This window comes from Limibacillus sp., assembly GCA_037379885.1.
In the GTDB taxonomy this organism is placed as follows: Bacteria; Pseudomonadota; Alphaproteobacteria; order Kiloniellales; family CECT-8803; genus JARRJC01.
Genome location: JARRJC010000021.1, coordinates 19,406 through 40,229 on the forward strand (window position 1 = coordinate 19,406; position 20,824 = coordinate 40,229).

17 protein-coding genes and 1 other RNA gene are annotated in these 20,824 nt (G+C 65.9%); 8 read left to right on the forward strand and 10 right to left on the reverse strand.

Annotation, left to right across the window (positions count from 1 at the left end; all coding sequences use genetic code 11):
* Positions 1-90 precede the first annotated feature (90 nt).
* The 3 genes from P8X75_08400 to P8X75_08410 all read right to left on the reverse strand — a co-directional run bounded on the left by P8X75_08400 (position 91) and on the right by P8X75_08410 (position 3,664).
* Entirely contained in the window at positions 91-1,068 is a 978-nt protein-coding gene (locus P8X75_08400) for a TAXI family TRAP transporter solute-binding subunit (protein MEJ1995222.1), read from the reverse strand.
* A gap of 413 nt (positions 1,069-1,481) precedes the next feature.
* Positions 1,482-2,309: a 3-keto-5-aminohexanoate cleavage protein gene (locus tag P8X75_08405; GenBank protein MEJ1995223.1), complete on the reverse strand. Its 828-nt coding sequence runs from the start codon at positions 2,307-2,309 to the stop codon at positions 1,482-1,484.
* The gene (locus tag P8X75_08410) at positions 2,309-3,664 is read right to left on the reverse strand and encodes an aspartate aminotransferase family protein (protein MEJ1995224.1); all 1,356 of its coding nucleotides are present in this window, start codon (positions 3,662-3,664) and stop codon (positions 2,309-2,311) included. Before P8X75_08410 ends, P8X75_08405 begins: the two co-directional genes overlap by 1 nt.
* Before the next feature lie 160 nt (positions 3,665-3,824).
* Between P8X75_08410 and P8X75_08415 the strand changes: the two genes are divergently transcribed.
* Positions 3,825-4,340 carry an adenine phosphoribosyltransferase gene (locus P8X75_08415; protein MEJ1995225.1) on the forward strand — a complete coding sequence of 172 codons (516 nt, stop codon included), beginning with the start codon at positions 3,825-3,827 and terminating at the stop codon, positions 4,338-4,340.
* Positions 4,341-4,421: 81 nt separating this feature from the next.
* Here P8X75_08415 and P8X75_08420 read toward each other — a convergent pair whose 3' ends face one another.
* The 4 genes from P8X75_08420 to hflK all read right to left on the reverse strand — a co-directional run bounded on the left by P8X75_08420 (position 4,422) and on the right by hflK (position 8,473).
* Entirely contained in the window at positions 4,422-5,882 is a 1,461-nt protein-coding gene (locus P8X75_08420; protein ID MEJ1995226.1) for a DegQ family serine endoprotease, read from the reverse strand.
* A 242-nt stretch (positions 5,883-6,124) separates the two neighbouring features.
* Positions 6,125-6,307 (reverse strand): DUF2065 domain-containing protein, encoded by a 183-nt coding sequence (locus tag P8X75_08425; GenBank protein ID MEJ1995227.1) that lies wholly within the window; start codon positions 6,305-6,307, stop codon positions 6,125-6,127.
* A gap of 44 nt (positions 6,308-6,351) precedes the next feature.
* Positions 6,352-7,242, reverse strand: a complete 891-nt coding sequence (locus P8X75_08430) for a protease modulator HflC (GenBank protein ID MEJ1995228.1) — start codon at positions 7,240-7,242, stop codon at positions 6,352-6,354.
* A gap of 22 nt (positions 7,243-7,264) precedes the next feature.
* Positions 7,265-8,473, reverse strand: a complete 1,209-nt coding sequence (hflK, locus tag P8X75_08435) for an FtsH protease activity modulator HflK (protein MEJ1995229.1) — start codon at positions 8,471-8,473, stop codon at positions 7,265-7,267.
* A 166-nt stretch (positions 8,474-8,639) separates the two neighbouring features.
* On the opposite strand from hflK, the gene apbC reads away from it, so the two are divergent.
* The gene (gene apbC / locus P8X75_08440) at positions 8,640-9,830 is read left to right on the forward strand and encodes an iron-sulfur cluster carrier protein ApbC (GenBank protein ID MEJ1995230.1); all 1,191 of its coding nucleotides are present in this window, start codon (positions 8,640-8,642) and stop codon (positions 9,828-9,830) included.
* 4 nt (positions 9,831-9,834) lie between these two features.
* Here the strand turns inward: apbC and thyX are convergent, their stop codons facing one another.
* Positions 9,835-10,770, reverse strand: a complete 936-nt coding sequence (gene thyX / locus P8X75_08445) for an FAD-dependent thymidylate synthase (protein ID MEJ1995231.1) — start codon at positions 10,768-10,770, stop codon at positions 9,835-9,837.
* Positions 10,771-10,927: 157 nt separating this feature from the next.
* Here thyX and ssrA point away from each other — a divergent pair.
* The 5 genes from ssrA to P8X75_08470 all read left to right on the forward strand — a co-directional run bounded on the left by ssrA (position 10,928) and on the right by P8X75_08470 (position 14,349).
* Positions 10,928-11,317, forward strand: a transfer-messenger RNA (tmRNA) gene (gene ssrA, locus P8X75_08450).
* 137 nt (positions 11,318-11,454) lie between these two features.
* Positions 11,455-12,009: a ClpXP protease specificity-enhancing factor SspB gene (locus P8X75_08455; GenBank protein ID MEJ1995232.1), complete on the forward strand. Its 555-nt coding sequence runs from the start codon at positions 11,455-11,457 to the stop codon at positions 12,007-12,009.
* Between the two features lie 29 nt (positions 12,010-12,038).
* Positions 12,039-12,632 (forward strand): alpha/beta fold hydrolase, encoded by a 594-nt coding sequence (locus tag P8X75_08460; protein MEJ1995233.1) that lies wholly within the window; start codon positions 12,039-12,041, stop codon positions 12,630-12,632.
* A gap of 33 nt (positions 12,633-12,665) precedes the next feature.
* Positions 12,666-14,087, forward strand: a complete 1,422-nt coding sequence (gene fumC, locus P8X75_08465; GenBank protein ID MEJ1995234.1) for a class II fumarate hydratase — start codon at positions 12,666-12,668, stop codon at positions 14,085-14,087.
* A 4-nt stretch (positions 14,088-14,091) separates the two neighbouring features.
* The gene (locus P8X75_08470; GenBank protein MEJ1995235.1) at positions 14,092-14,349 is read left to right on the forward strand and encodes a ribbon-helix-helix domain-containing protein; all 258 of its coding nucleotides are present in this window, start codon (positions 14,092-14,094) and stop codon (positions 14,347-14,349) included.
* On the opposite strand, the gene P8X75_08475 is transcribed toward P8X75_08470, so the two are convergent.
* Complete coding sequence (locus P8X75_08475; protein MEJ1995236.1) at positions 14,339-18,154, reverse strand: AsmA family protein; 3,816 nt, start codon at positions 18,152-18,154, stop codon at positions 14,339-14,341. The genes P8X75_08470 and P8X75_08475 overlap by 11 nt on opposite strands.
* A gap of 545 nt (positions 18,155-18,699) precedes the next feature.
* On the opposite strand from P8X75_08475, the gene P8X75_08480 reads away from it, so the two are divergent.
* A complete protein-coding gene (locus P8X75_08480) occupies positions 18,700-19,305 on the forward strand; it encodes a cell wall hydrolase (protein MEJ1995237.1) in 606 nt (201 codons plus the stop codon).
* An 81-nt stretch (positions 19,306-19,386) separates the two neighbouring features.
* Here the strand turns inward: P8X75_08480 and P8X75_08485 are convergent, their stop codons facing one another.
* Entirely contained in the window at positions 19,387-20,781 is a 1,395-nt protein-coding gene (locus P8X75_08485) for an FAD-linked oxidase C-terminal domain-containing protein (protein MEJ1995238.1), read from the reverse strand.
* Between the last annotated feature and the right edge of the window lie 43 nt (positions 20,782-20,824).

Here is a 20,824-nt window from a genome sequence, read left to right on the forward strand (position 1 = left end):
GCGTTTCTTCGCGGGATCGGGGGCGGCGTCTCCTAAGCACGAGCGCGCCGCCCCCTAACCCTGTCGGTCCTTAAGTCGACCGGGACCCGATTACATCAGGCCCAGTTCCTTGTAGGCCTTCACGGCGCCCGGATGCAGGGGCGCGGTCAGACCGTCGGTGATCATCTCCTTGGGATCGAGGTTCGAGAAAGCCGGATGCAGCTTCTTGAAGTCCTCGATGTTGGACATGACGGCCTTGGCCACCACGTAGACCACGTCCTCGGAAACGTCCGCAGAAGTCACGAAGGTCGCGCCGACACCGAAGGTGGTGACGTCCTCGTCCGTGCCCTTGTACATGCCGGCAGGGATGGTGGCCTTCCGGTAGTAGGAGTTCTCGGACACCAGCTTGTCGATCGGCGCGCCGGTGACGGAGATCAGGCGGGTGTCGCAGGTCGAGGCGGCTTCCTGGATGGCGGCGGCCGGGTGACCCACGGTGTACATCATGACGTCGATCTTGTTGTCACAGAGCGCCTGGGACATCTCGGAGCCCTTCAGCTCGGTGGCGAGCGCGAAGTCATCCATGGTCATGCCGAAGCCGGCCATGACGATCTCCATGGTGTCGCGCTGACCCGAACCGGGGTTGCCGACGTTGACGCGCTTACCCTTCAGACCTTCGAAGTCGGTGATGCCGGAATCGGCGCGCACGACGATGGTGAAGGGCTCGGGATGCACGGAAAAGACCGAGCGCAGTCCCTCAAAAGCGCCCTGATCGGCGAACTTGCCATCGCCATTGTAGGCGGCGGCCTGCACGTCGGACTGAGCGACACCGAACTCCAGCTCGCCGGAGCGGATGGTGTTCACGTTGTAGACCGAGCCGCCGGTGGACTCGACCGAGCAGCGGATGCCGTGATCGCGGCGGTCCTTGTTGACCAGACGGCAGATCGCGCCACCGGTCGGATAGTAGACGCCGGTGACGCCGCCCGTGCCGATGGAGATGAACTGCTGCTGAGCGGCGCTGGGGGCCGGAGCGGCCAGCCAAGCGCCCGCGGCGAGAGCCAGGGCCGCAGTGGCGATGGTAAAGCGTTTCATGTCTGTCTTACCTCCCGATTGATACCAATCTTTAGCGAAAAGAACTCTAGGGGCGCAAAGGCCCGCTCTAACGGGGCCTTGGAGGGACCCGAACCGCACCGGAGCGCCCGCAAGCCCGCTCCCGGAAGGGAGGAGATGCTTTGCCCCATGCGAAAAGGCGGAGGATACCGCCCGACAAGCAAGACCGGACGCTGCGCCGACGAGCGGCGAGAAACGCGGAAAGGTGAGGCGACAAGCCCCTTCTTGAATAGGTGGCACGTAATGCCAGTTCTCCCCGTTCTCTCCTAGCTGACGCTTATCTGCCGCGTCTTGCTTGGGAGCATTCAAGCCCATCTATTCCTTTGTTTCTAGCCCAAAATCGAAATCGGGCCATGACGGGCGATGGCGCTCAAGTCTCACGAAGCACGCCGCCCTCAGCCCTCGCCGCGTAGAATCGCGCGGGCCTTGATGGCGTTGGCGAGCGGCCTGCCGACCGCTTTCGCCGCGGCAGTCGCCTGTCCCACCAGCGCGGCGTTGCTGGGCGCCTGGGAGCCGTCGCCCAGCAGAAGGTTGTTCTCGAACCCGACACGCACGTGTCCGCCGAGGCAGAGCGCAGCCCCGCCACAGGCCGCCTCCTTCGCGCCGAAGGCGCAGACCGCCCAGCGGTGGCCCTTGATGTTGCGGTTGACGAAGGGCAGCAGGTCGGTGGGGTCGGACTTCTGCCCGGCCGTGTAGCGCCCCAGGACGAAGAGCATGAAATGCTCGCCGCGCGGCAGCAGACCCCGCTCGACCAGCCTGTCGAAGTTTGCCAGATCCTCGTCGGAATAGACGATGTACTGGGCCATGCAGCCGCGCTCGGCCAGCTCGTGGCAGAAGCGCGAAGCCTCCTGCTCCAGGGCGGGATCGCTGAACAGCTCGCGCACCGCGAGGCTGGCGGCCTCGGGCTCGACCGCGCGCACAGCGGCCATCTGTTCTTCGGGCGTGTAGATACCCACCGCCTCGGTGGTCATCTGGATGATGATGCCGTCGCCGACCCGCTCCCGGATCGCATCAATGGCTTCGCCGTAGCGCCCGGCGTCGAGGCTGTGCCCCTCCTTGTCGTCGCGCACGTGCAGATGGATCATCGCCGCACCGGCGTTCCGGCAGGCCTCGGCCTCGGCGGCCAGTTCCGCCGGTGCGATGGGCAGTGCCGGATGATCGTTCTTCGTTTTGCGCGCGCCGTTTGGCGCGACCGTCAGGATCAGGGGTTCCTCGAAGGACATCAGGCGCTCACTCCCGCCTCGGAGAAGGCGTCTTCCATCGCCCCCGACAGCTTTTCGATAAGCTCGTCCATCTGCTCCTCCTCCCAGATGAAGGGCGGGGCGAGCAGAACATGATCGCCTGACAGGCCGTCGACCGTGCCGCCGTTGGGATAGCACATGAGCCCGCGTTGCATGGCCTTGGCCTTGATTCGCGCATTCAACTTCAAGCCGGGATCGAAAGGCTTCTTGCTCTCGCGCTCGGCCACGAGTTCCAGCCCGAGGAAGTAGCCCCGGCCCCGGATATCCCCGATGTAGGGGCGCTGTCCGAAGGCCGCGTCCAGCTTCGCGCGCAGCACCTCACCGTTCTTGGAGACCTTCTCCAGAAGGCCGTCCTTCTCGATGGCGCGCTGCACGGCCAGGCCGCCCGCGCAGGCGGTCGGGTGGCCGATGTAGGTGAAGCCGTGATGGAAGAAGCCGCTGCCCTCCCGGATGGTGTCGAAGATGAAGTCGCTGACCAGACAGGCGCCGATGGCCTGATAGCCAGCGCCCAGGCCCTTGGCGCAGGTCAGGATGTCGGGCGCGATGCCGTCCTGCTCGCAGGCGTAGAGCGTGCCTGTCCTGCCCATGCCGCACATCACCTCGTCCAGGATCAGCAGCACGCCGTACTTGTCGCAGATCTCCCGGATGCGCTTGAAGTAGCCGGGCGCGGGCGGCACCGCCCCAAGGGTGGCGCCCACCACCGTCTCGGCCACGAAACCGATCACGTTCTCCGCGCCCAGTCGCAGGATCGCCGCCTCCAGCTCGTCGGCGGAGCGGCGGCCATAGTCCTCCTCGCTCTCGCCCTCCTGCTTGTAGCGGTAGCTGTAGCAGGGGTCGATGTGGGTGGTGTCGATCAGAAGCGGCTGGAACAGCGCGCGCCGCCCGGGATTGCCGCCAACGGCCAGCGCGCCCAGGGTGTTGCCGTGGTAGCTCTGATTGCGGGCGATGAAGAAACGCCGTTCGGGCTCGCCCTTTTCGACCACATACTGGCGCGCCACCTTCAGCGCGGTCTCGTTCGCTTCGGACCCGCCGGACAGGAAATAGACCTTGGAGAGGCGGCCGGGCGCCTTCTTGATCAAGGTCGCTGCCAGCTCTTCGGAGGGTTCGTTCGTGAAGAAGGAGGTGTGCGCGTAGGGCAGCTTATCGAGCTGGCCCTTGATCGCCTCCACCACGTCCTTGCGGCTGTGGCCCAGACAGGAAACGGCGGCGCCGCCCGATGCGTCCAGATAGCGCTTGCCCTCTGAATCGATGACGTAGGGGCCGTCACCGGCGACCGCCGTGGGATAGCTTGCCCGCGAGTGGCGGTGAAACACGAAGGACTGGCTGCTGTCGGTCATGGGATGCTCCCTTTAGAATTCACGGGGCTCTCGGCGCCGCGTGCCGGGTCAGCTTAGACCCCTGCGCGATTGTATCAAGAGCAAGCCCTGTTTAGTCTCACCCCGCGGGCCATCCCCTCCGGGAGAAGCCGATCACCGAAAACAAGAAGCGCGGGAAGCCATGAACCTGAAAGACCACATCGCCCCGATCCCGGACTTCCCCAAGCCCGGCATCCTCTTCTACGACATCTCTCCCCTGTTGGCCCATCCGGCGGCCTGGCGCACGACGGTCGAGCAGATGGCCGACCGGATCGCGCGCCATAAACCGCAGGTCCTGGCCGGGATCGAGTCGCGCGGCTTCCTGGTCGCCGCCCCGCTGGCGCTCCACATGGGCCTCGGTTTCGTGATGCTGCGCAAGAAGGGCAAGCTGCCGGGCAAGACGGTGCCCTACACCTATGACCTGGAATACGGCCAGGACACCATCGAGATTCAGGAGGGCGCGATCGCCGAGGGCGACCGGGTGGTCCTGCTCGACGATCTGCTGGCGACCGGCGGCACCATGGCCGCGGCCGGCAAGCTTCTGCGGGGCGTCGGAGCCGACCTTCGGGGCGCTGCCTGCATCATCGAGCTGACCTTCCTGAACGGAAGGGACAAGCTGGATATCCCTATCGACACCCTGATTTCCTACGACAGCTGAGAACAAAGAAAACGGCGCCCGCGCCTTTTGGTGAGGAGCGGGCGCCGCATTTTCTCAAGGCCCGGGTGTAGCCGCCGCCGCTTACTCGGACAGGCGCACCGCGACCCAGCTCGGATCGCCGTTGCGGATCACGAGCAGGGTGACGACCCTGTAGCCTTCGTTCTTGGACTGAGTGACGCGCTGGGCGACCTCGCCCGGCGTGGAGACCGGATCCTGGTCGACCTCGATGATCACATCACCGAGCTGAAGACCTTTCTCGGCGGCATTGCCCGAAGGCTCCACCTCGGTCACCACGACGCCTTCGACATCGTCGGTGATGCCGAACTTCTCGCGAAGGTCCGGGGTGATTGTGGAAAGCGTTAGGCCCAGCTCCTCTACCGAACCGGCATCGCCGGCCTCCGGTGCTTCCTGGGTCAGGGACGCCAGTTGCTCGTCGTCGGGCAGTTCGCCGAGCGTGACTTCCAGTTCGACCCGCTCGCTCTTGTTGCGCCAGACCTCGACCGACACCGCCTTGCCGATGCGGGTCTCGGCCACCATGCGCGGCAGACGGCGCATGTCGGGGACCTCGCGACCATCGAACTCGATGATGACGTCGCCCTGCTTGATCCCGGCGTTCTCAGCCGGGCCGTCCGGCGTGACGGAGGCGACCAGGGCGCCCTTGGCCTCGTCGAGCCCCAGGCCCTCGGCCAGCTCGTCGGTGACCGACTGGATGCGCACGCCCAACCAGCCCCGCTTGACCTCGCCGCTGTCACGCAGCTGCGCGATCACGTTGCGGGCCAGCTGGGAGGGGATCGCAAAACCGATGCCGACAGACCCGCCCGAGGGCGAGAAAATCGCGGTGTTCACGCCGATCACCTCACCTTCCATGTTGAACATGGGACCGCCGGAGTTACCGCGGTTGATGGAGGCGTCGGACTGGATGAAGTCGTCGTAGGGTCCGGCGTTGATGTCGCGGGCACGCGCGGAGATGATGCCCGCCGTGACCGTCCCGCCGAGACCGAAGGGGTTGCCGATCGCAAGCACCCAGTCACCGATGCGCATGGCGTCGGAATCGCCCCAACCGACCGCGGGCAGTTCCTCGTCCGGCTCGATCTTCAAAAGCGCCAGATCGGTCTTGTCGTCGGTGCCGATCAACTCGGCGTCGTAGCTGCGGTCGTCCTGCAGGATGACCTTGATCTCGTCGGCGCCTTCGATGACGTGGTTGTTGGTCACCACATAACCGCTGGAATCGATGATGAAGCCGGAGCCGAGCGCGGAGGGCGCGCGGCGGGGCTGTTCCGGCGCCGGGCGTCCGCGCCGCTCGAAGAAGTCCTTGAAGAACTCATCGAAATTCTCGGCCTGATCGCGCTCGGGCATGGATTGGGTGGTGGAGATGTTGACGACCGACGGCAGCAAGGCCTCGGCCAGATCGGCAAAGCTGTCGGGGGCGCCGCGCGCCTCCACTTTCACCGCAGCCAACGGAACCAACAGCACCGCCAGCATGAACACAAAGGGGCGCCGCAACAGCGAGGCTCTGCCCCTGGTTCCCGCAAGACTAGACATGGGTTTGTTCACTCCTTCGCATGGAAAGGCCGATACCCCAATATGGGCCGCACCGGCCGCTTCGCAAAACAGTCAAAAGCGCGCAGCAGCCGCCCTCTCATATCCACAAGCAGGTGATTCGGATAAAAAAGGACGAACATCCACGCAGCCTGTTGCATAGCCTGAACTCTTACCGCCAGCCTTGGGCGTCAAGTAGGCGGAATTGTGACGGTCTTTCGGCGTGGCCGGCATCGCCGCGTCGATCACCGGACGGCCCAGACCAGCGCGACCCCACTGGCAATCGCCAGGAGGCCGATCCAGCGCCGCGTGTCGGGCGGTATCTGCGACAGCATCTCGGTCATGCGCTCGACGTAGCGCGGGAAGAGCGCCAGGACCAATCCCTCCAGCACGAAGACGAGCCCAAGGGCCGTGAGGAGGTCCTGCATCGGACCGCCTCACGGCTTTTCTTGTCGCAGGATCGCCTCGGCGATCACTTGTTCGGCGCGACCGGAACCGTGCCGCTGCGGCCAAAGAAGTCGAAGAACTCCATCTGCGCGGGATCCAGCACCAGATAGCTGTTGGATTCCGAGACGGAGCCCCGGTAGGCCTCCATGGTGCGGAAGAAGCGGAAGAAATCCTCGTCCCGGCTATAGGCGTCGGCCAGGATCGTGGTCTTGCGCGCATCGCCAACACCGCGCGTGATGTCGGCTTCCCGCTTGGCCTCGGCCCGGATGACCGTGGCTTCGCGGTCGGCGGCGGCGCGGATGCGCTGGCCAGCCTCGAAACCCTGGGCGCGGAACTCGGCCGCTTCGCGTTCACGTTCGGACTGCATGCGCTGGTAGACCGCCTGAGAGGTCGCCTCGGGCAGATCGGCGCGGCGCAGTCGGACGTCCACGACTTCGATGCCGAAGCGTTCGGTCTGGTCGTTAACCCGGCTGCGGATGTCGGTCATGATGCCGGTCCGCTCATCGGAGAGCACGCTGGCCAGATTGACGTTACCCAGGATGCTTCGGGTCGAAGAACTGACGATGGGTCCCAGGTTACGCGCCAGGCCGGTTTCCGTCGTCACGGTCTTGTAGAACTGCAACGGGTCGGTGATGCGGTAGCGGACGTAGCTGTCCACCTGCAAGGGCTTCTGGTCCGCCAGGATCAGGCTTTCCACCGGCGGGTCGAAGTTCAAGACCCGCTTGTCGTAGAAGACCACGTTCTGGATCAAGGGAACCTTCACGTTGAGGCCGGGCTCGGTGATGGTGTGAACCGGATCACCGAACTGCAGCACGATGGCCTGCTGGCGTTCGTCCACGACGAAGAGCGCGTTGGAGCCGACGAAACCCAGGATGATGATCAGCACACCCAGGATGAGGGGCAATTTGCCTTTCATGATCTTTTCTCCTCCCCTTTTCCTAGTTGCCACCGGCGGATAGGCCGCCGTTGTTGTTGGTGCCGCGCGTGCCGTTCGGCCGGTTGCGCAGCTGATCGAGAGGCAGGTACTGGACGGCGCCCTGGCCGCCCGCGCCCTCACCCAGCAGGACCTTGTCGGTGCTGGTCAGCACCTCCTGCATGGTCTCGATGTAGATGCGCTGGCGGGTCACCTCGGGCGCCTTGGCGAAGGACTTGTAGACCTCCAGGAAGCGCTCGGCTTCACCTTCAGCCTCGTTGATCACCCGTTCGCGGTAGGCTTCGGCCTCCTGCAGCATGCGCTGCGCCTCGCCTCGGGCGCGGGGCAGGATGTCGTTGCGGTAAGCCTCGGCCTCGTTTCGCTGGCGGTCCCTGTCCTGCAGGGCGCGCTGCACATCGTTGAAGGCGTCGATGACCTGCTGGGGCGGCTGCACGTTCTGCAGCTTGACCTCGGTCACCAGCACGCCGGCCTGATACTCGTTCAGCAACTCCTGAAGCAGGGTACGGGTGCGCTGCTCGATGTCCTGACGCGCTTCGGTCAGGGCGGGCTGAATGTCGGTCTGACCGATCACCTCACGCATGGCCGATTCGCCCGCGATCTTCACCGTCGATTCCGGGTCGCGCAGGTTGAAGAGATACTCACCCGCGTTGGCGATGCGCCACTGAACCGTGAAGTCGATGTCGATGATGTTCTGGTCGCCCGTCAGCATCAGCGATTCTTCCGCGATGTCGCGCACGCCGCTGCCGGCCGGTTGGAAGCCGATCTCGATGGCGTTGATTCGCTCCACCGCCGGGGTGAAGGTCTGGCCCAGCGGATAGGGCAGGTTCCAGTTCAGGCCCGGGGGCGTGATCTGGCCGTCCCACTCGCCGAACTTCAGCTCGACGCCCTGCTGGTCGGGAAGCACCCGGTAGAAACCCGAGACGCCCCAGACCAAAAGCGCGCCTGCGACCAGCAGGATGATCAGGAAGCCCGAGCCCATGCCGCCGGGGATCATGCGCTTAACACGATCCTGACCCTTGCGGATGATCTCCTCGAAGTCGGGGGGTTGCTGGCCTCCTCGGCCACCGCCGCGGTTGCCGCCGCCCCAGGGGTTGTTGCCGCCGCCACGGTCGTCTCCGCCGCCGCTGCCGCCGCCCCACGGGCCGCCTCCATTAGAACCGCCGCCGCCTCCCCAGGGGCCGCCGCCGCCACCGCCTTGCGATTGCCAGGGCATATATTTTTTCTCCGCTTCCTTAATAAACCGCGCGTGCGCGCAAACCGGCGCACGCTGGTGGTACACAATCCAGGGCCGAAACCCTATATAGGGCCCGTCGACTGCACAACAGTCGGCGGTAAAACCTTCCCACCGGGATATCGGCAAGCAAGCGGAGTTTTCAAGGATGGCCTCAATTGGCGAAGAACAAATCATGCAGGCGCTCAAAGGCGTGCAGGACCCTGACAGCGGCAAGGACATCGTCTCCGCCGGAATGGTCTCCGGCGTGATCGTCAAGGAGGGCAATGTCGGCTTCGCGATCGAGGTGGACCCAAAGCGCGGCCCACAGCTAGAGCCGCTGCGCAAATCCGCGGAGAAAGCGGTGGAGGCGATTCCCGGCGTCCTATCGGTCACGGCGGTGCTGACCGCGCACAGTGGCGGATCCTCTGGCGGCGAACCCTCCGGCGGCGCCCCTTCCGGCGCGCAGCCGAAGCAGCCGCAAAAGCAGACCGAAGGCGGTCCCAGCCCTGCCCAGAAGCAGGCCCAAGGCGCAGGCGCGGCCCGGGCGCTGGTGCCGGGCGTGCGCTCGATCATCGCCGTCGCCTCGGGCAAGGGCGGCGTCGGCAAGTCGACCACCGCCACCAACCTCGCCCTCGCGCTGGCCAGTCAGGGTCTGAAGGTGGGCATGCTGGACGCCGACATCTACGGCCCCAGCCAGCCGCGCATGCTGGGCATCTCCGGACGGCCCAACTCGCCCGACGGAAAGGTCCTGACGCCGCTTGAGAACTATGGCGTGAAATGCATGTCCATGGGCTTCCTGGTGGCCGAGGACACGCCGATGATCTGGCGCGGCCCCATGGTTCAGTCGGCCTTGCAGCAGATGCTGCGCGACGTCGAATGGGGCGAGCTGGACGTGATCGTCGTCGACATGCCGCCGGGCACCGGCGATGCGCAGCTCACCATGGCCCAGCAGGTTCCTCTGACCGGCGCCGTGATCGTCTCAACGCCCCAGGACATCGCCCTGATCGATGCGAAGAAGGGCCTCAACATGTTCCGCAAGGTGGATGTGCCCGTGCTGGGGATCGTCGAGAACATGAGCGTTTTCGTCTGCCCCAACTGCGGCCATGAGTCTCACATCTTCAGCCACGGCGGCGCCAAGAAGGAAGCCGAGCGCCTGGGCATGGAGTTCCTGGGCGAGATGCCGCTGCACATTGCCATCCGGGAGACTTCGGACAGCGGCAAGCCGATCGTGGTCTCCGATCCGGAATCACCGCAGGCCAAGGCCTACCAGGCGATCGCCAAGCGCATCTGGGAAAAGGCCACGCCCCTGATCGAAGCCGGCGGCGCGCGCAAGGCGCCCACCATCACGATGCAGTAAGCGCCTACTCGCGTCCCAGCGACTGCATCAGCTCGCGCCACTCGCGCAGCGACAGGCCGCTGCTTTCGGGATCGACCGCTTCGCCGTCCAGCAGGCGCTGGACCACGGCGAGCGCGCCCTTGGAGAGCGAGACTGAGCCAGTTGCGTAGTCCTGGAACGCCTCGTAGGTCAGCGGGACCCAGCGGCGCAGGGTCTCCAGCATGGCTTCCGCGTAGACGCGGATCTCGTACTGCGCATGCGGATCGGCGCGCAGCGAGAGGAAGTGCAGCAGATTGTGCAGGTCCGCCTTCCAGTACCATTGAGTATAGATGTTCAGCGGCAGGTTCATGCGCGCCAGTTCGCGCGCAAGGCCCTGGCGGTTCGGATCGCGCGGTTCGCCGTCCGGCCCCTCGTTCAAAAGCCGTTCGTAGTGGTCGTAGCAGGCGGCCGCATCCTCTTTTAGAAGACGCAAAGCCTCCGCCGCCTCCTCGCCTTGCAGCACGTCGCCGCGCCCCTGACGGTTCGATTGCGACTGGGCGGCCAGGTTCTCGGGCGCCGGGATATAGAACTCGCGGTCCAGGATCGAATAGCGCGCCGAGTACTCGTTGACGTTCGCGGTCCTGTGGCGGATCCACTGACGGGCGACGAAGACCGGCAGCTTCACGTGATACTTGATCTCGCACATCTCGAAGGGCGTGGTGTGGCGGTGACGCAGCAGGTAGCGGATCAGGCCCCGGTCCTCGCTCACCTTCTTGGTGCCACGGCCGTAGGAGACGCGCGCGGCCTGCACCACGGCGGAATCGTCGCCCATGTAGTCGACCACGCGCACGAAGCCGTGGTCGAGCACCGGGATCGGTTCGTAAAGGATCTCCTCCAGCTCCGGCACGACGGCGCGGCGGGTCGGCTGCTGCTGGGCGCGCAGCTCTTCGATTTCCTGCTTCTGGTCGTCGTTGATGGGCATGGGCGGGCGTCCTCTCCCCTGATGCTGGTCCCCTGGTGCTGGCTCTCCGGTCTCGCAGAGTGGATTTCGACGTTAGCTTTTGCCGCGCCGCTAGGAAAGTGCCTGCCCCAAGCCGTTGAAGGAAAAGGCCCGCAATCGCAGCCCCTGGCGCGACTCCACCCTTTCGTTCCGCCTTCGGGAGCCTTATATAGAAGGCGTCCCGCAAGGGACTATGGCGATAAACGCCGTGTGTAATAGACAGTACGGACCCGGGGGCAGTACCCGGCGCCTCCACCAGTTTATCGCGAGAGAGCGCTTCATCGAGGCTGGATCAGCCTTTGCGCCTCTCGCGCCCGACGGGGGCGAAACAGGATCGACGTCTGTTGAAAGGCACGGTTTTTGCCCGGCATGGCACCACCGTTATCGGGCCATTGCAATAGTTGCCAACGACAACTTTGCTGAGGCTCGTGCGGCTGCGTAAAGCAGCTTAACGACCTGAACTCAATCCCTGGCGGCTAGCCCCGCCAGGTGGGGTCTGCCGGGCACCTAGCAACAGAAGCCCGGCACCTTACTATCTCCGTCAAACCCAGCGTCCGCTTTTTCGCCGCTTCGCCCTCGCCAGCGCCGCCCGCACGTGCTACCCAGTAAAAATCGCGTCTCGGAAGCCGGGACGCTGCGGCTAAAGAATGGGACATCGAGGTTTCAATGTCCGACGAAGAAGACGAAGACATCCTTCGCTATGACCTGATGGTTGAACGCGCGCTTCGCGCGGTGGTCCGCGATTCCCTGGAGGTCGCGGCGGAAGAGGGTCTGCCGGGCGACCACCACTTCTACATCACTTTCCGCACGGACTTTCCCGGGGTGGAGATCAGCGAGACCCTGCGCAGCCGCTACAACGACGAGATGACCATCGTCATCCAGCACCAGTTCTGGGACCTTGCGGTGGCCGAGGACTACTTCGCGATCACGCTCAGTTTCTCCGGCCGCCCGGAACGGCTCGTCGTGCCCTATGAGTCGGTGACCGCCTTCGCCGATCCGGCGGTGCGCTTCGGCCTGCAGTTCGAATCCCTGTTCAGCAGCGAAGACGACGAGGAGGGCGAAAGCACCCTTCAGGACCTGGGCGCCGGCAACGACAGTCTCGGCGACGGCGAGGAAGCGGCGCCCAAGGGACCCGCAGCCGAGCAGGCCGTCGAGGACGACAGCAAGGACGCCAAGGGCAACGACAAGGTCGTGACCCTGGACTCCTTCCGCAAGAAATAACCAAGAGGCCAGAGCGCCCTTCGCCGGCCATGACAGCTTTTCTGCAAGACGGCCCAAAAAAGGCCCCGCTCACGCTCCTTCTGGCGCACGGCGCGGGCGCGCCCATGGACAGCCCCTTCATGACCGAGATCGCAGCGCAGCTCGGCGCAAAGGGCTGGCGCGTGCTGCGTTTTGAGTTCCCTTACATGGTCAAGCGGCGCGAAGAGGGGCGAAAGCGGCCGCCGGACCCCGCCGACAAGCTTCAGGCCGCATTCCGGCAGGCGGCAGAGGCGGCGGGCCCCGGCCCGCTGGTCCTGGGCGGCAAGTCCATGGGCGGGCGCATGGCGAGCCTGGTCGCCGACGAGGTGGGCGCCGCGGGCCTGATCTGCCTTGGCTACCCGTTCCATCCGCCGGGCAAGCCGGAGAAGCTGCGCACGGCGCACCTGGAAACCCTCAAGACCCCCGCCCTCATCCTGCAAGGCGAGCGCGACCCCTTCGGCACGGCGGAGGAAGTACCCGGCTATCGGCTTTCTCCCTCAATCGACGTGGTTTGGGTCCGCGACGGAAACCATGACCTGAAGCGGGCGGATCGACACCTTCCTCCGGGGGCTATGAGACCCCATATCACGACTCGGACGCCCTAGATCGACCCGCAACCAGCCGAGCGAGGGCCTGACATGAACCGAGGAAGCGTGAGCCGGGAGACCCGGAAAGAAAGCGATTCACTGGGCGAGATCGAGGTCCCGGCGGCCCACTATTGGGGCGCCCAGACCCAGCGGTCTCTCCAGAACTTCAAGATCGGCGGAGAGCGCATGCCGCCCGCCTTGATCGAGGCGCTGGGCATCCAGAAGCTGGCCGCCGCGAGGGTCAACAAGCGCCTGGGCGAACTGCCCGACGAGATCGCCGGGGCGATCGAGCAGGCTGCCTTGGAGGTGGCGGAGGGCAAGCTGCTGGAGGAGTTCCCGCTGGTCGTCTGGCAGACCGGCTCCGGCACGCAATCCAACATGAACGCCAACGAGGTCATCGCCGGGCGGGCCAACGAGATCCTGACCGGAAAGAAGGGCGGCAAGTCGCCCGTCCACCCCAACGATCACTGCAACCGGGGTCAGTCCTCCAACGACACCTTCCCGACCGCCATGCACATCGCAGCGCTGCGGCAGATCGTCAACGGCACACTGCCGGCGGTCTCAGCCCTGGGCGACGCGCTCGCCGCCAAGGCCGAGGCCTTCGCCGGGGTCGTGAAGATCGGCCGCACCCACATGATGGACGCAACGCCGCTGACCCTCGGACAGGAGTTCTCCGGCTACGCCCAGCAGGTCCGCTACGGCGTCGAGCGCATCGAAGCCTGCCTGCCGCGCCTGGGTCAGTTGGCGCAGGGCGGGACGGCGGTGGGCACCGGACTCAACGCCCGCGAGGGCTTCGACGAGGCCTTCGCCGCGGAGGTCGCGAAGATCACGGGCCTGCGCTTCACCACGGCCCCCAACAAGTTCGAGGCACTGGCCGCCCACGACGCCATCGTCGAGACCTCTGGCGCGCTCAACACCCTGGCGGCCTCGCTGATGAAGATCGCCAACGACATCCGGCTCCTGGGCTCCGGCCCGCGCTCGGGCCTGGGCGAGCTGCTGCTGCCCGCCAACGAACCCGGCTCCTCCATCATGCCGGGCAAGGTCAATCCGACCCAGTGCGAGGCCCTGACCCAGGTCGCAGCGCAGGTGATGGGCAACCACGTCACCATCACGGTGGCGGGCTCCAACGGCCATTTCGAGCTGAACGTCTTCAAGCCGGTGCTGATCTACAACCTGCTCCAGTCCGCGCGCCTGATCGGCGACGCCTGCGAGTCCTTCCGCAGCAACTGTGTCGTTGGGATCGAGGCGAACGAGGCGCGCATCGCCGAGTTGATGGAACAATCCTTGATGCTGGTGACCGCGCTCAATCCGCACATCGGCTACGACAAGGCCGCCCAGATCGCGAAGAAGGCCCACAGCGAAGGCACGACCCTCAAGGAAGCGGGCGTGGCGCTGGGCCTCCTGACCGAAGAGCAGTTCGACGCCTGGGTCGATCCCGAGGCGATGCTCGGCCCCACTGGCAAGAATAGCTGACGCCATGCCGGGCAGCTCCCAGACCAAGCGATCCGTCACCGTTGCCGGACACCGCACCAGCCTGTCGCTGGAAGATATCTTCTGGGAGGAATTAAAGGCCTGGGCCGCGGAAGAGAACCTGTCCCTCAACGCCCTGGTCTCGCAACTGGACGAAGGACGACAGACCAACCTCTCAAGCTGCCTCAGGGTCGCCGTGCTGCGGCGCCTTCAAGACCGGCTGGCCGAGCAGGAGGCCAAGGCGAAGCGCTTGCCTACTGCGTGAGTTTCTCCAGGATCCCCTTGATCAAGGCGTCCGGGTCCGGCTCCTGCCGTTTGGGCTGGGGCGGCGGCGCGGGCTTGGGCTCCGGGATCACCGGGATCACCGGGGCCGCCTGCTCCGTCTCCTGGGGCGCGGCTTCGGGCTCAGGAGAGGCCTCCGGCTCCGGTTGCGGCTCGGGTTGCGGCTCAGGTTCGGGCGAAGGCGCGGCCTGCTGTCCCTGAGGCGCCGGCGCTTCCTGTTGCTGGCTTTGAGGGACCAGTCCCGGCACCACCTTTTGCAATTGATCCATCAGGGGATTACCGGTTGAAGCGCCGCTTTCCTGGGAATCCGTGCCGCCGTCCTGCTGGCCGCCGTCCTTTTGGCCGCTGCCCGAGGTGGCGGCGCCCGGCGTTGTGAAGGCCCGGCCGGCGACGCGGTAGTTGGGCTCGTCCAGCGGTCCCTTGGCCTCAAGCGTCAGGTAGGGCGGCTGGCCGGGCGCGTCCTCGTTGCGGTAGAGGTCGGCGGTGGTCTCCAGCGTCCAACCCGGCAGATCGACACGCAAGCGGTCCTCCAGCCGCGCGCGGTCGCTCTCCAGCTTCAGATCGTTGGAGGTGAGGATCCCGGCGTCGATGCGGTAGCTGCCGCTGAGCTCGGCGGGCCGCCCGGCGAAGGCGTTGAAGAAACTGTTCGCCGAGGCCGTGACGCCTTGAAGCTCCTTGACCTTCTGACCCAGGATCGTGAGCGCGAGGTTGCCCAGCCGCTCCTCCTCCTTCACTTCGAAGGTGAGCGTGCCGCCGACCTTGCCGAGGCCGCTCAGATTCTCGACCAGTTCGGCTTCGCTCCGCCCGGTGCTGTTCAGCGTGCCGCTCAGCGTCACCGGGCCGGACACCCGGTCGAAATCGAAGAAGCGGCGCAGGATCGGCTTGCTGGAAAGCTGCGTTGCATCGAAGGAAAGGCTGGCGTTGGGCCGTGCGCGGGCATCCAGCGCGCCCTCCGCCGTCACCACTCCGCCGGCATAGCGGCCCTCAAAGCGCTCAAGCGTCAGCAGCCCTGCGTCCAGGATCGCGGCCAGCTCGACCTTGTTCATCACGATCCGGTCGGCCTTTAGACGGTCGAGCGAAAGGTCCAGGCGGCCATCCAGAGCTTGCAACCCGCTCAAGTCGATCGCCTTGCGCGACCAGCGTGCGCCGCCCTCTCCTGCCGCCTTCGGGGCCGAAGCAGCGCCTTCGCTCTGCCCCCCACCTGCCGGAGGCGGACGGCTACCCGACAGCGCTTCGAGGGCGGCAAGGTCCAACTCGGGCGCGCTGAGATCGGCCTCGACGCGAGGGCGCGCTCCCTCGCCGTCGTAGGATAGGCTCCCCGCCAGAGTCATGTCGCCCAGCGCCGCCGCAAGATCGCTCAGCGCAAAGCGCTGGGGCCGGCCGCTGAAAGCGGTTTCGAGGTTCAGCGCGCCCAAATCCGGCCCCGCCTCGCCACCGAAACTGCGCAGCAAGGCGCGGGCTTCCGGGTGGGACGCGCTCAGAGCGAGCGCCAGCTCCGGCCCCTCCGCCGCCGGCGTCACGCTGCCCTTGGCGGAGTAGCGGCCATCGCCCAGCGTCGCGGCCAGATCCAGATCGAAGCGCGAAAGGTCGCCGGCAACCGCGCCGGAAAGGTCAAGAGCGCCGGGGGTCGCCCGCTCGAACCCCGGCAGGTCCAGGGCGCGGGCGAGTCCGCCCAGTTGCCCGTGCCGCGCGGCCAGCGTCATGTCGAAGGCCAGCGGATCGGCAAGCGGCTGCAGAGAGCCCGCGGCTTCCAGCGTCCCCGAAAGCGCACTCAATTGCAGGTCGAGGTCGAGCGCGGAGAGCCCTCCCTTGACCTTACCTGCCAGGACACTGGGCCCGACACGCTCCAGAACCGGCTGCTCCTGCCCCAGCGCGCGGGCCAGCGCCGCCGGGTCGGGGGCCGTGACCTGCAGGGTGAGATCGGCCTCGGGCGCTCCCGTCGCCGCGCTGAGCGCGCCGGACAGTTCCAGATAGCTCTCCGCCAGGTCGCCCACCACGAGACGCCGCAGGTCCAAGGCGCCCTCGGCAAGCGAGGCGTCCAGATAGACCTGCTCAGCCGTGACGCCGCGATAGGTGAGGCTATCGACCCGGACGTCCATATTGGCGTTGATGCTGGTCATCAGCGCGGCCAGGCCGCCGGGGCCCGGCTCGCCCGAGCTCTCAGGGGCGCCGGACCCCCCGGTCGGGGCCGCCTCTGCTTCCGGCAAATAGGCGTCAAGGTCGAGCCGGTCGAGCGTGACGCCGACGCCCAGACCCGGACGCGGGCCGGGCACCACCGCGATCCCGCCGGTCAGCCGGGAAAGGTCGAGCCGCAGGTCGAGGTCCGTGACGGAAAAGGAGGCAGGCGTGCCGGAGAGCGCCGCCGTGACGCTGGCCTGCCGCAGGCGGTCGCGCGGCACGCGGTCAAGCTCCACGCCCAGCCAAGCCAGCAGACCTCTCAGGTTATCGGAGGCTCCCTCGATGCGTGCGTCGAAGCGCGGCTGCCCCGCTTCGGAGCGCAGGCTGCCGGTCACGCCGAGATCGGAGCCGCCGGGCAGAAGCGCCACGGCGCGGGAAATCTCCAGGGCGCCATCCGACAGGCGGCTGTCGAGCCCAACCTCGCGGACCACTTGGCCCCGGTATAGCAGCGCGCCGACGGAAAGGCGCAGCTCGGCGGTCAGGCCCTCCGGCAAGCTGAAATCGCTGTCGGGCAGGGGCATGCCGCTCTGGGACCCGCTTCCGGCGCTCTCCCCCCCGCTCTGCGGCGGCGCCAGTTGCGCCAGGAGTTCGTCCAGGTCAAGGCGCGGCAGCAAAAGCTCCGCGCGGTAGAAAGGCTCGCCGCCATCGAACTCGGCCAGCGCCGTGATCTCGGCGCTTTGGCCGCCCAACAGAACACGCTCGCTGGTCAGGCTCACGGCTTGCGGACCGGCCTCGATGCGGCCCTCCAGCTCGAAGGACTGGTCCAGAACGGCGATCTCCTCGCCGGGACCGCCCAGAAGACGGGTGACGCGGGCCAGACGCCCGGCTTGCAGGGCGACGCTGCCGCTGAAGCCGATCTCCCCGCTCTCCAACCCCTCGAGGTGCCCGCGAAGCGCAGCCTCGCCACCGGCCTCCGGCAGACCGAGGTCCAGCGACAGCGCAAGGCGCTCGCCGCCCATCTGACCGCTCTTGACCTCCACCGCCAGGGCGCGGCCCTGGTAGGAGAAACCGCCCTGGAGGTCGAAGGGTCCCTTCAAGCTCGGGGCCGAAAGCTCCCCGTTGATCTTCTCGAGACGCTGTTCCCTGCCGGTCGCGAGGTCGCGGTAGGTCAGCGTCCCGTCCTGAATGCGCAACGCCTCCAGCGAGACCTCCTGTATGAAGCCTCCTCCCCCGGGCTCCTGGACGCCGCTCGCAGCGCCGCCATCAGCGGAGCCTCCACCGGATGCCGCGAAGGACCAGTTCACGCGCCCATCCGGCAAACGCTCCAACAGGACATTGGGGCGGAGCAACTCGACGCGGGCCACCTCGACCTTGCCCTGCAACAGCGCCAGGGGGCGCAAGCGCACCCGCAAACTCTCCAGGTCCAGAAGGGGGCTGTCCGAGCCGCCCTCCAGATTCGCCAGGGTCACGCCTTGGATCGAAAAGGCCGTCGTGGGCAGGAGGGAGAGGCTGAGATCGCCCTGGATCGAGACGGAACGGCCCGTCGCGCGCTCAAGCTCGGCCGCCAGCCGATCGCGGTGATCATTCCAGTCGATGACCCCGGGCAACAGGAAGATCGCCGCCACGATGAGCAGCAGAAGGATGATCAAGCCCAGAAAAAGCCGTTTCATTTTTTGCTTGCGATTCCCTTGTTCGCCTATTGGTCGAGTCTGCGGTCAGCCTCTGCTCGCAGGTGAATTTTTGCCAGCATAATAGATTGCTGGCGAGTTCTCAGGTCTCTTCTTGAAAAGTCATCTGAAAAATCAGGCAATTACGTAAAATTGTGCGTAATGTGACATATTCGTCTTCCAGGATTATCCCTTGGAATCCCATGGGAATTTTTAACCTTTCGTTAAGCTCTGGTCTGCACGGAGCTGTCTGTGGCCGATATGTCACAATACCAATACTTAGGAACTACACTCTGAGTAATGCCTGCGAACGGCAGTACAAAGTATAAAATGTGGCATTTCCGCGGCCCACTCTGTCTTATTTCTGCTCCAATTCTTTGTCTCTATCCTTGCGCATGACTGGCATGCATCGCGCCCCATCGGCTTGACCATTTGGCCGGCGTGATTAGATTAAAGATCAGTTAACGGACGTCCTCCTCTCCCATGATCCGAGAGGTGGGCGTTTTTTTGAAGATGATTCCACGACCCCTTACGTAGGACTGCGACAGATGACGACATCGCCATTCTTCGCCCTGACTCATTCGGCCAAGGCCGGTCCGATCGCGCTCGCCGCCGCGATCCTGGCCCTGGGTATCTGCGTCACCTTTTCGGGCGCGACCGCCAACAACAAGAACAACTCCGAGGAAGGCATTATCGCCACCGAGGAACTGAACTGCCTGGCCATGACGCTCTATCACGAGGCGCGCGGGGAGCCCGACGAGGGCAAAGTCGCGGTCGGCCACGTCGTGATGAACCGCGTTGCCGACGAGCGCTATCCCGACACCGTTTGCGGCGTGATGAAGCAGGGCGGGGCCGAAACGCTCCACCGCTGCCAGTTCTCCTTCTGGTGCGACGGCGTCAGCGACAACCCCGCCAATCCGGAGGCCTGGTCCCGTTCCGAAGCGATCGCCCGCGCGATCTATTGGGGCTACAGCCAGGACCCGACCGAAGGCGCGCTCAGCTACCACGCCGATTATGTCGACCCGAACTGGGGTCCCCGGCTGGTGCGCGGGCCGCAGATCGGCCGTCACATCTTCTATCACCCCGTCGACGGCATCCGCCGTTCGGAAAAGAACGCAGGGGCGCAGCCGGGCGCACAGACCGTCCGCCGCTGACCGGCATTCAAGGCAAGCATGAAACAGGGCCGGCTTTCGTAGCCGGCCCTTTCTGCTTCAGCGCTGATTTAAAAGAGCCTCTTAGCTGCTGAATATCTTTCCAGGGTTCATGATGTTGTCCGGGTCGAGCGCCTGCTTGACGCTGCGCATCAAGGACACGGCCTCGCCCTGCTCGGCCTTCAGGAATTCCATTTTGCCGTAGCCGATGCCGTGTTCGCCGGTGCAGGTGCCGCCGAGCGCAAGCGCCCGCATCACCATGCGGTCGTTATGGGCCTCGGCCCGCTTGATCTCTTCCGGGTCGTCCTTATCGAGCAGGTAGATCAGGTGGAAGTTGCCGTCCCCCACGTGCCCCACGATGGGGGCGGTCAGGCCGCTCTCGTCGATGTCGCGCCTGGTCTCGGCGATGCACTCGGCGAGCCGGGAGATGGGCACGCAGACGTCCGTCGCCCAGCCGCCCGCGCCCGGGCGCAAGGCCAGCGCGGCGTAGTAGGCGTCATGGCGGGCCTGCCAAAGCTTGTTGCGCTCCTCGGCCAGGGTCGCCCAGCGGAAGGCTCCGCCGCCGTTCTCCTCGGCGATCGCGGCGACGCTCTCGGCCTGCTCCTTGGCGGAGGCCTCGGAGCCGTGAAACTCGAAGAACAGCGTCGGCTGCTCCGGGTAGTCGAGGTCGGAGTAGCGGTTGCTGGCCGCCATCTGCACCTCGTCCAGCAGCTCGATGCGGGCCACCGGAATGCCCATCTGGATGGTCGCGATCACGCTGTCGACCGCGCCTGCCAGGGTCTCGAAGGAACAGACCGCCGAGGCGATGGTCTCGGGGATGCCGTGCAGGCGCAACTGCACCTCGGTGATCACGCCGAGCGTGCCCTCGGAACCGACGAAAAGCCGGGTCAGGTCGTAGCCGGCCGAGGACTTGCGGGCGCGCCCGCCCGTCTTCACCACCCGGCCGTCCGCCGTCACCACCGTCAGGCCCAGCACGTTCTCGCGCATGGTGCCGTAGCGCACGGCGTTGGTGCCGGAGGCGCGGGTCGCCGTCATGCCGCCCAGCGAGGCGTCCGCCCCGGGATCGATCGGAAACATCAGTCCCTGGTCGCGCAGGTATTCGTTGAGCTGCTTGCGGGTCACTCCAGCCTGAACCCGGCAATCGAGGTCGGCGGCATTGACCTCAAGAATCTGGTTCATCTGTGAAAGGTCGAGGCAGACGCCGCCCGCCAGGGCGGCGATGTGCCCCTCCAGCGAGGTGCCGGTGCCGAAGGGTACGACAGGCACCTTGTGAGCGGCGCAGATCCGGACGATCTCCGCCACCTCCTCGTTGGAGGCGGCGAAGGCCACGGCATCCGGCGCGGCGCCCTCATGATAGGAAACGTCCTTGCCATGATGCTCGCGCACCGCCGCAGCCGTGGAAAGGCGGTCGCCCAGAAGCTGGCGCAGCGCGTCCAGCGCCGGTGCGGCGTCTCGGTGTTTCAGGGCGGGCAGGGACATCGAACCTCCTTGCGTTCGTTCGGCTGCCTTCGATTGGCCGCCT

Coding starts and splice junctions, on each gene's coding strand:
- P8X75_08455 (MEJ1995232.1), top strand. CDS start 11,455: ATGTCCGACGAAGAAGACGAAGACATCCTTCGCTATGACCTGATGGTT.
- thyX (MEJ1995231.1), bottom strand. CDS start 10,770: ATGCCCATCAACGACGACCAGAAGCAGGAAATCGAAGAGCTGCGCGCC.
- P8X75_08430 (MEJ1995228.1), bottom strand. CDS start 7,242: ATGAAAGGCAAATTGCCCCTCATCCTGGGTGTGCTGATCATCATCCTG.
- P8X75_08460 (MEJ1995233.1), top strand. CDS start 12,039: ATGACAGCTTTTCTGCAAGACGGCCCAAAAAAGGCCCCGCTCACGCTC.
- P8X75_08485 (MEJ1995238.1), bottom strand. CDS start 20,781: ATGTCCCTGCCCGCCCTGAAACACCGAGACGCCGCACCGGCGCTGGAC.
- P8X75_08425 (MEJ1995227.1), bottom strand. CDS start 6,307: ATGCAGGACCTCCTCACGGCCCTTGGGCTCGTCTTCGTGCTGGAGGGA.
- P8X75_08470 (MEJ1995235.1), top strand. CDS start 14,092: ATGCCGGGCAGCTCCCAGACCAAGCGATCCGTCACCGTTGCCGGACAC.
- P8X75_08400 (MEJ1995222.1), bottom strand. CDS start 1,068: ATGAAACGCTTTACCATCGCCACTGCGGCCCTGGCTCTCGCCGCGGGC.
- hflK (MEJ1995229.1), bottom strand. CDS start 8,473: ATGCCCTGGCAATCGCAAGGCGGTGGCGGCGGCGGCCCCTGGGGAGGC.
- P8X75_08480 (MEJ1995237.1), top strand. CDS start 18,700: ATGACGACATCGCCATTCTTCGCCCTGACTCATTCGGCCAAGGCCGGT.
- P8X75_08415 (MEJ1995225.1), top strand. CDS start 3,825: ATGAACCTGAAAGACCACATCGCCCCGATCCCGGACTTCCCCAAGCCC.
- P8X75_08420 (MEJ1995226.1), bottom strand. CDS start 5,882: ATGTCTAGTCTTGCGGGAACCAGGGGCAGAGCCTCGCTGTTGCGGCGC.
- fumC (MEJ1995234.1), top strand. CDS start 12,666: ATGAACCGAGGAAGCGTGAGCCGGGAGACCCGGAAAGAAAGCGATTCA.
- P8X75_08475 (MEJ1995236.1), bottom strand. CDS start 18,154: ATGAAACGGCTTTTTCTGGGCTTGATCATCCTTCTGCTGCTCATCGTG.
- P8X75_08410 (MEJ1995224.1), bottom strand. CDS start 3,664: ATGACCGACAGCAGCCAGTCCTTCGTGTTTCACCGCCACTCGCGGGCA.
- apbC (MEJ1995230.1), top strand. CDS start 8,640: ATGGCCTCAATTGGCGAAGAACAAATCATGCAGGCGCTCAAAGGCGTG.
- P8X75_08405 (MEJ1995223.1), bottom strand. CDS start 2,309: ATGTCCTTCGAGGAACCCCTGATCCTGACGGTCGCGCCAAACGGCGCG.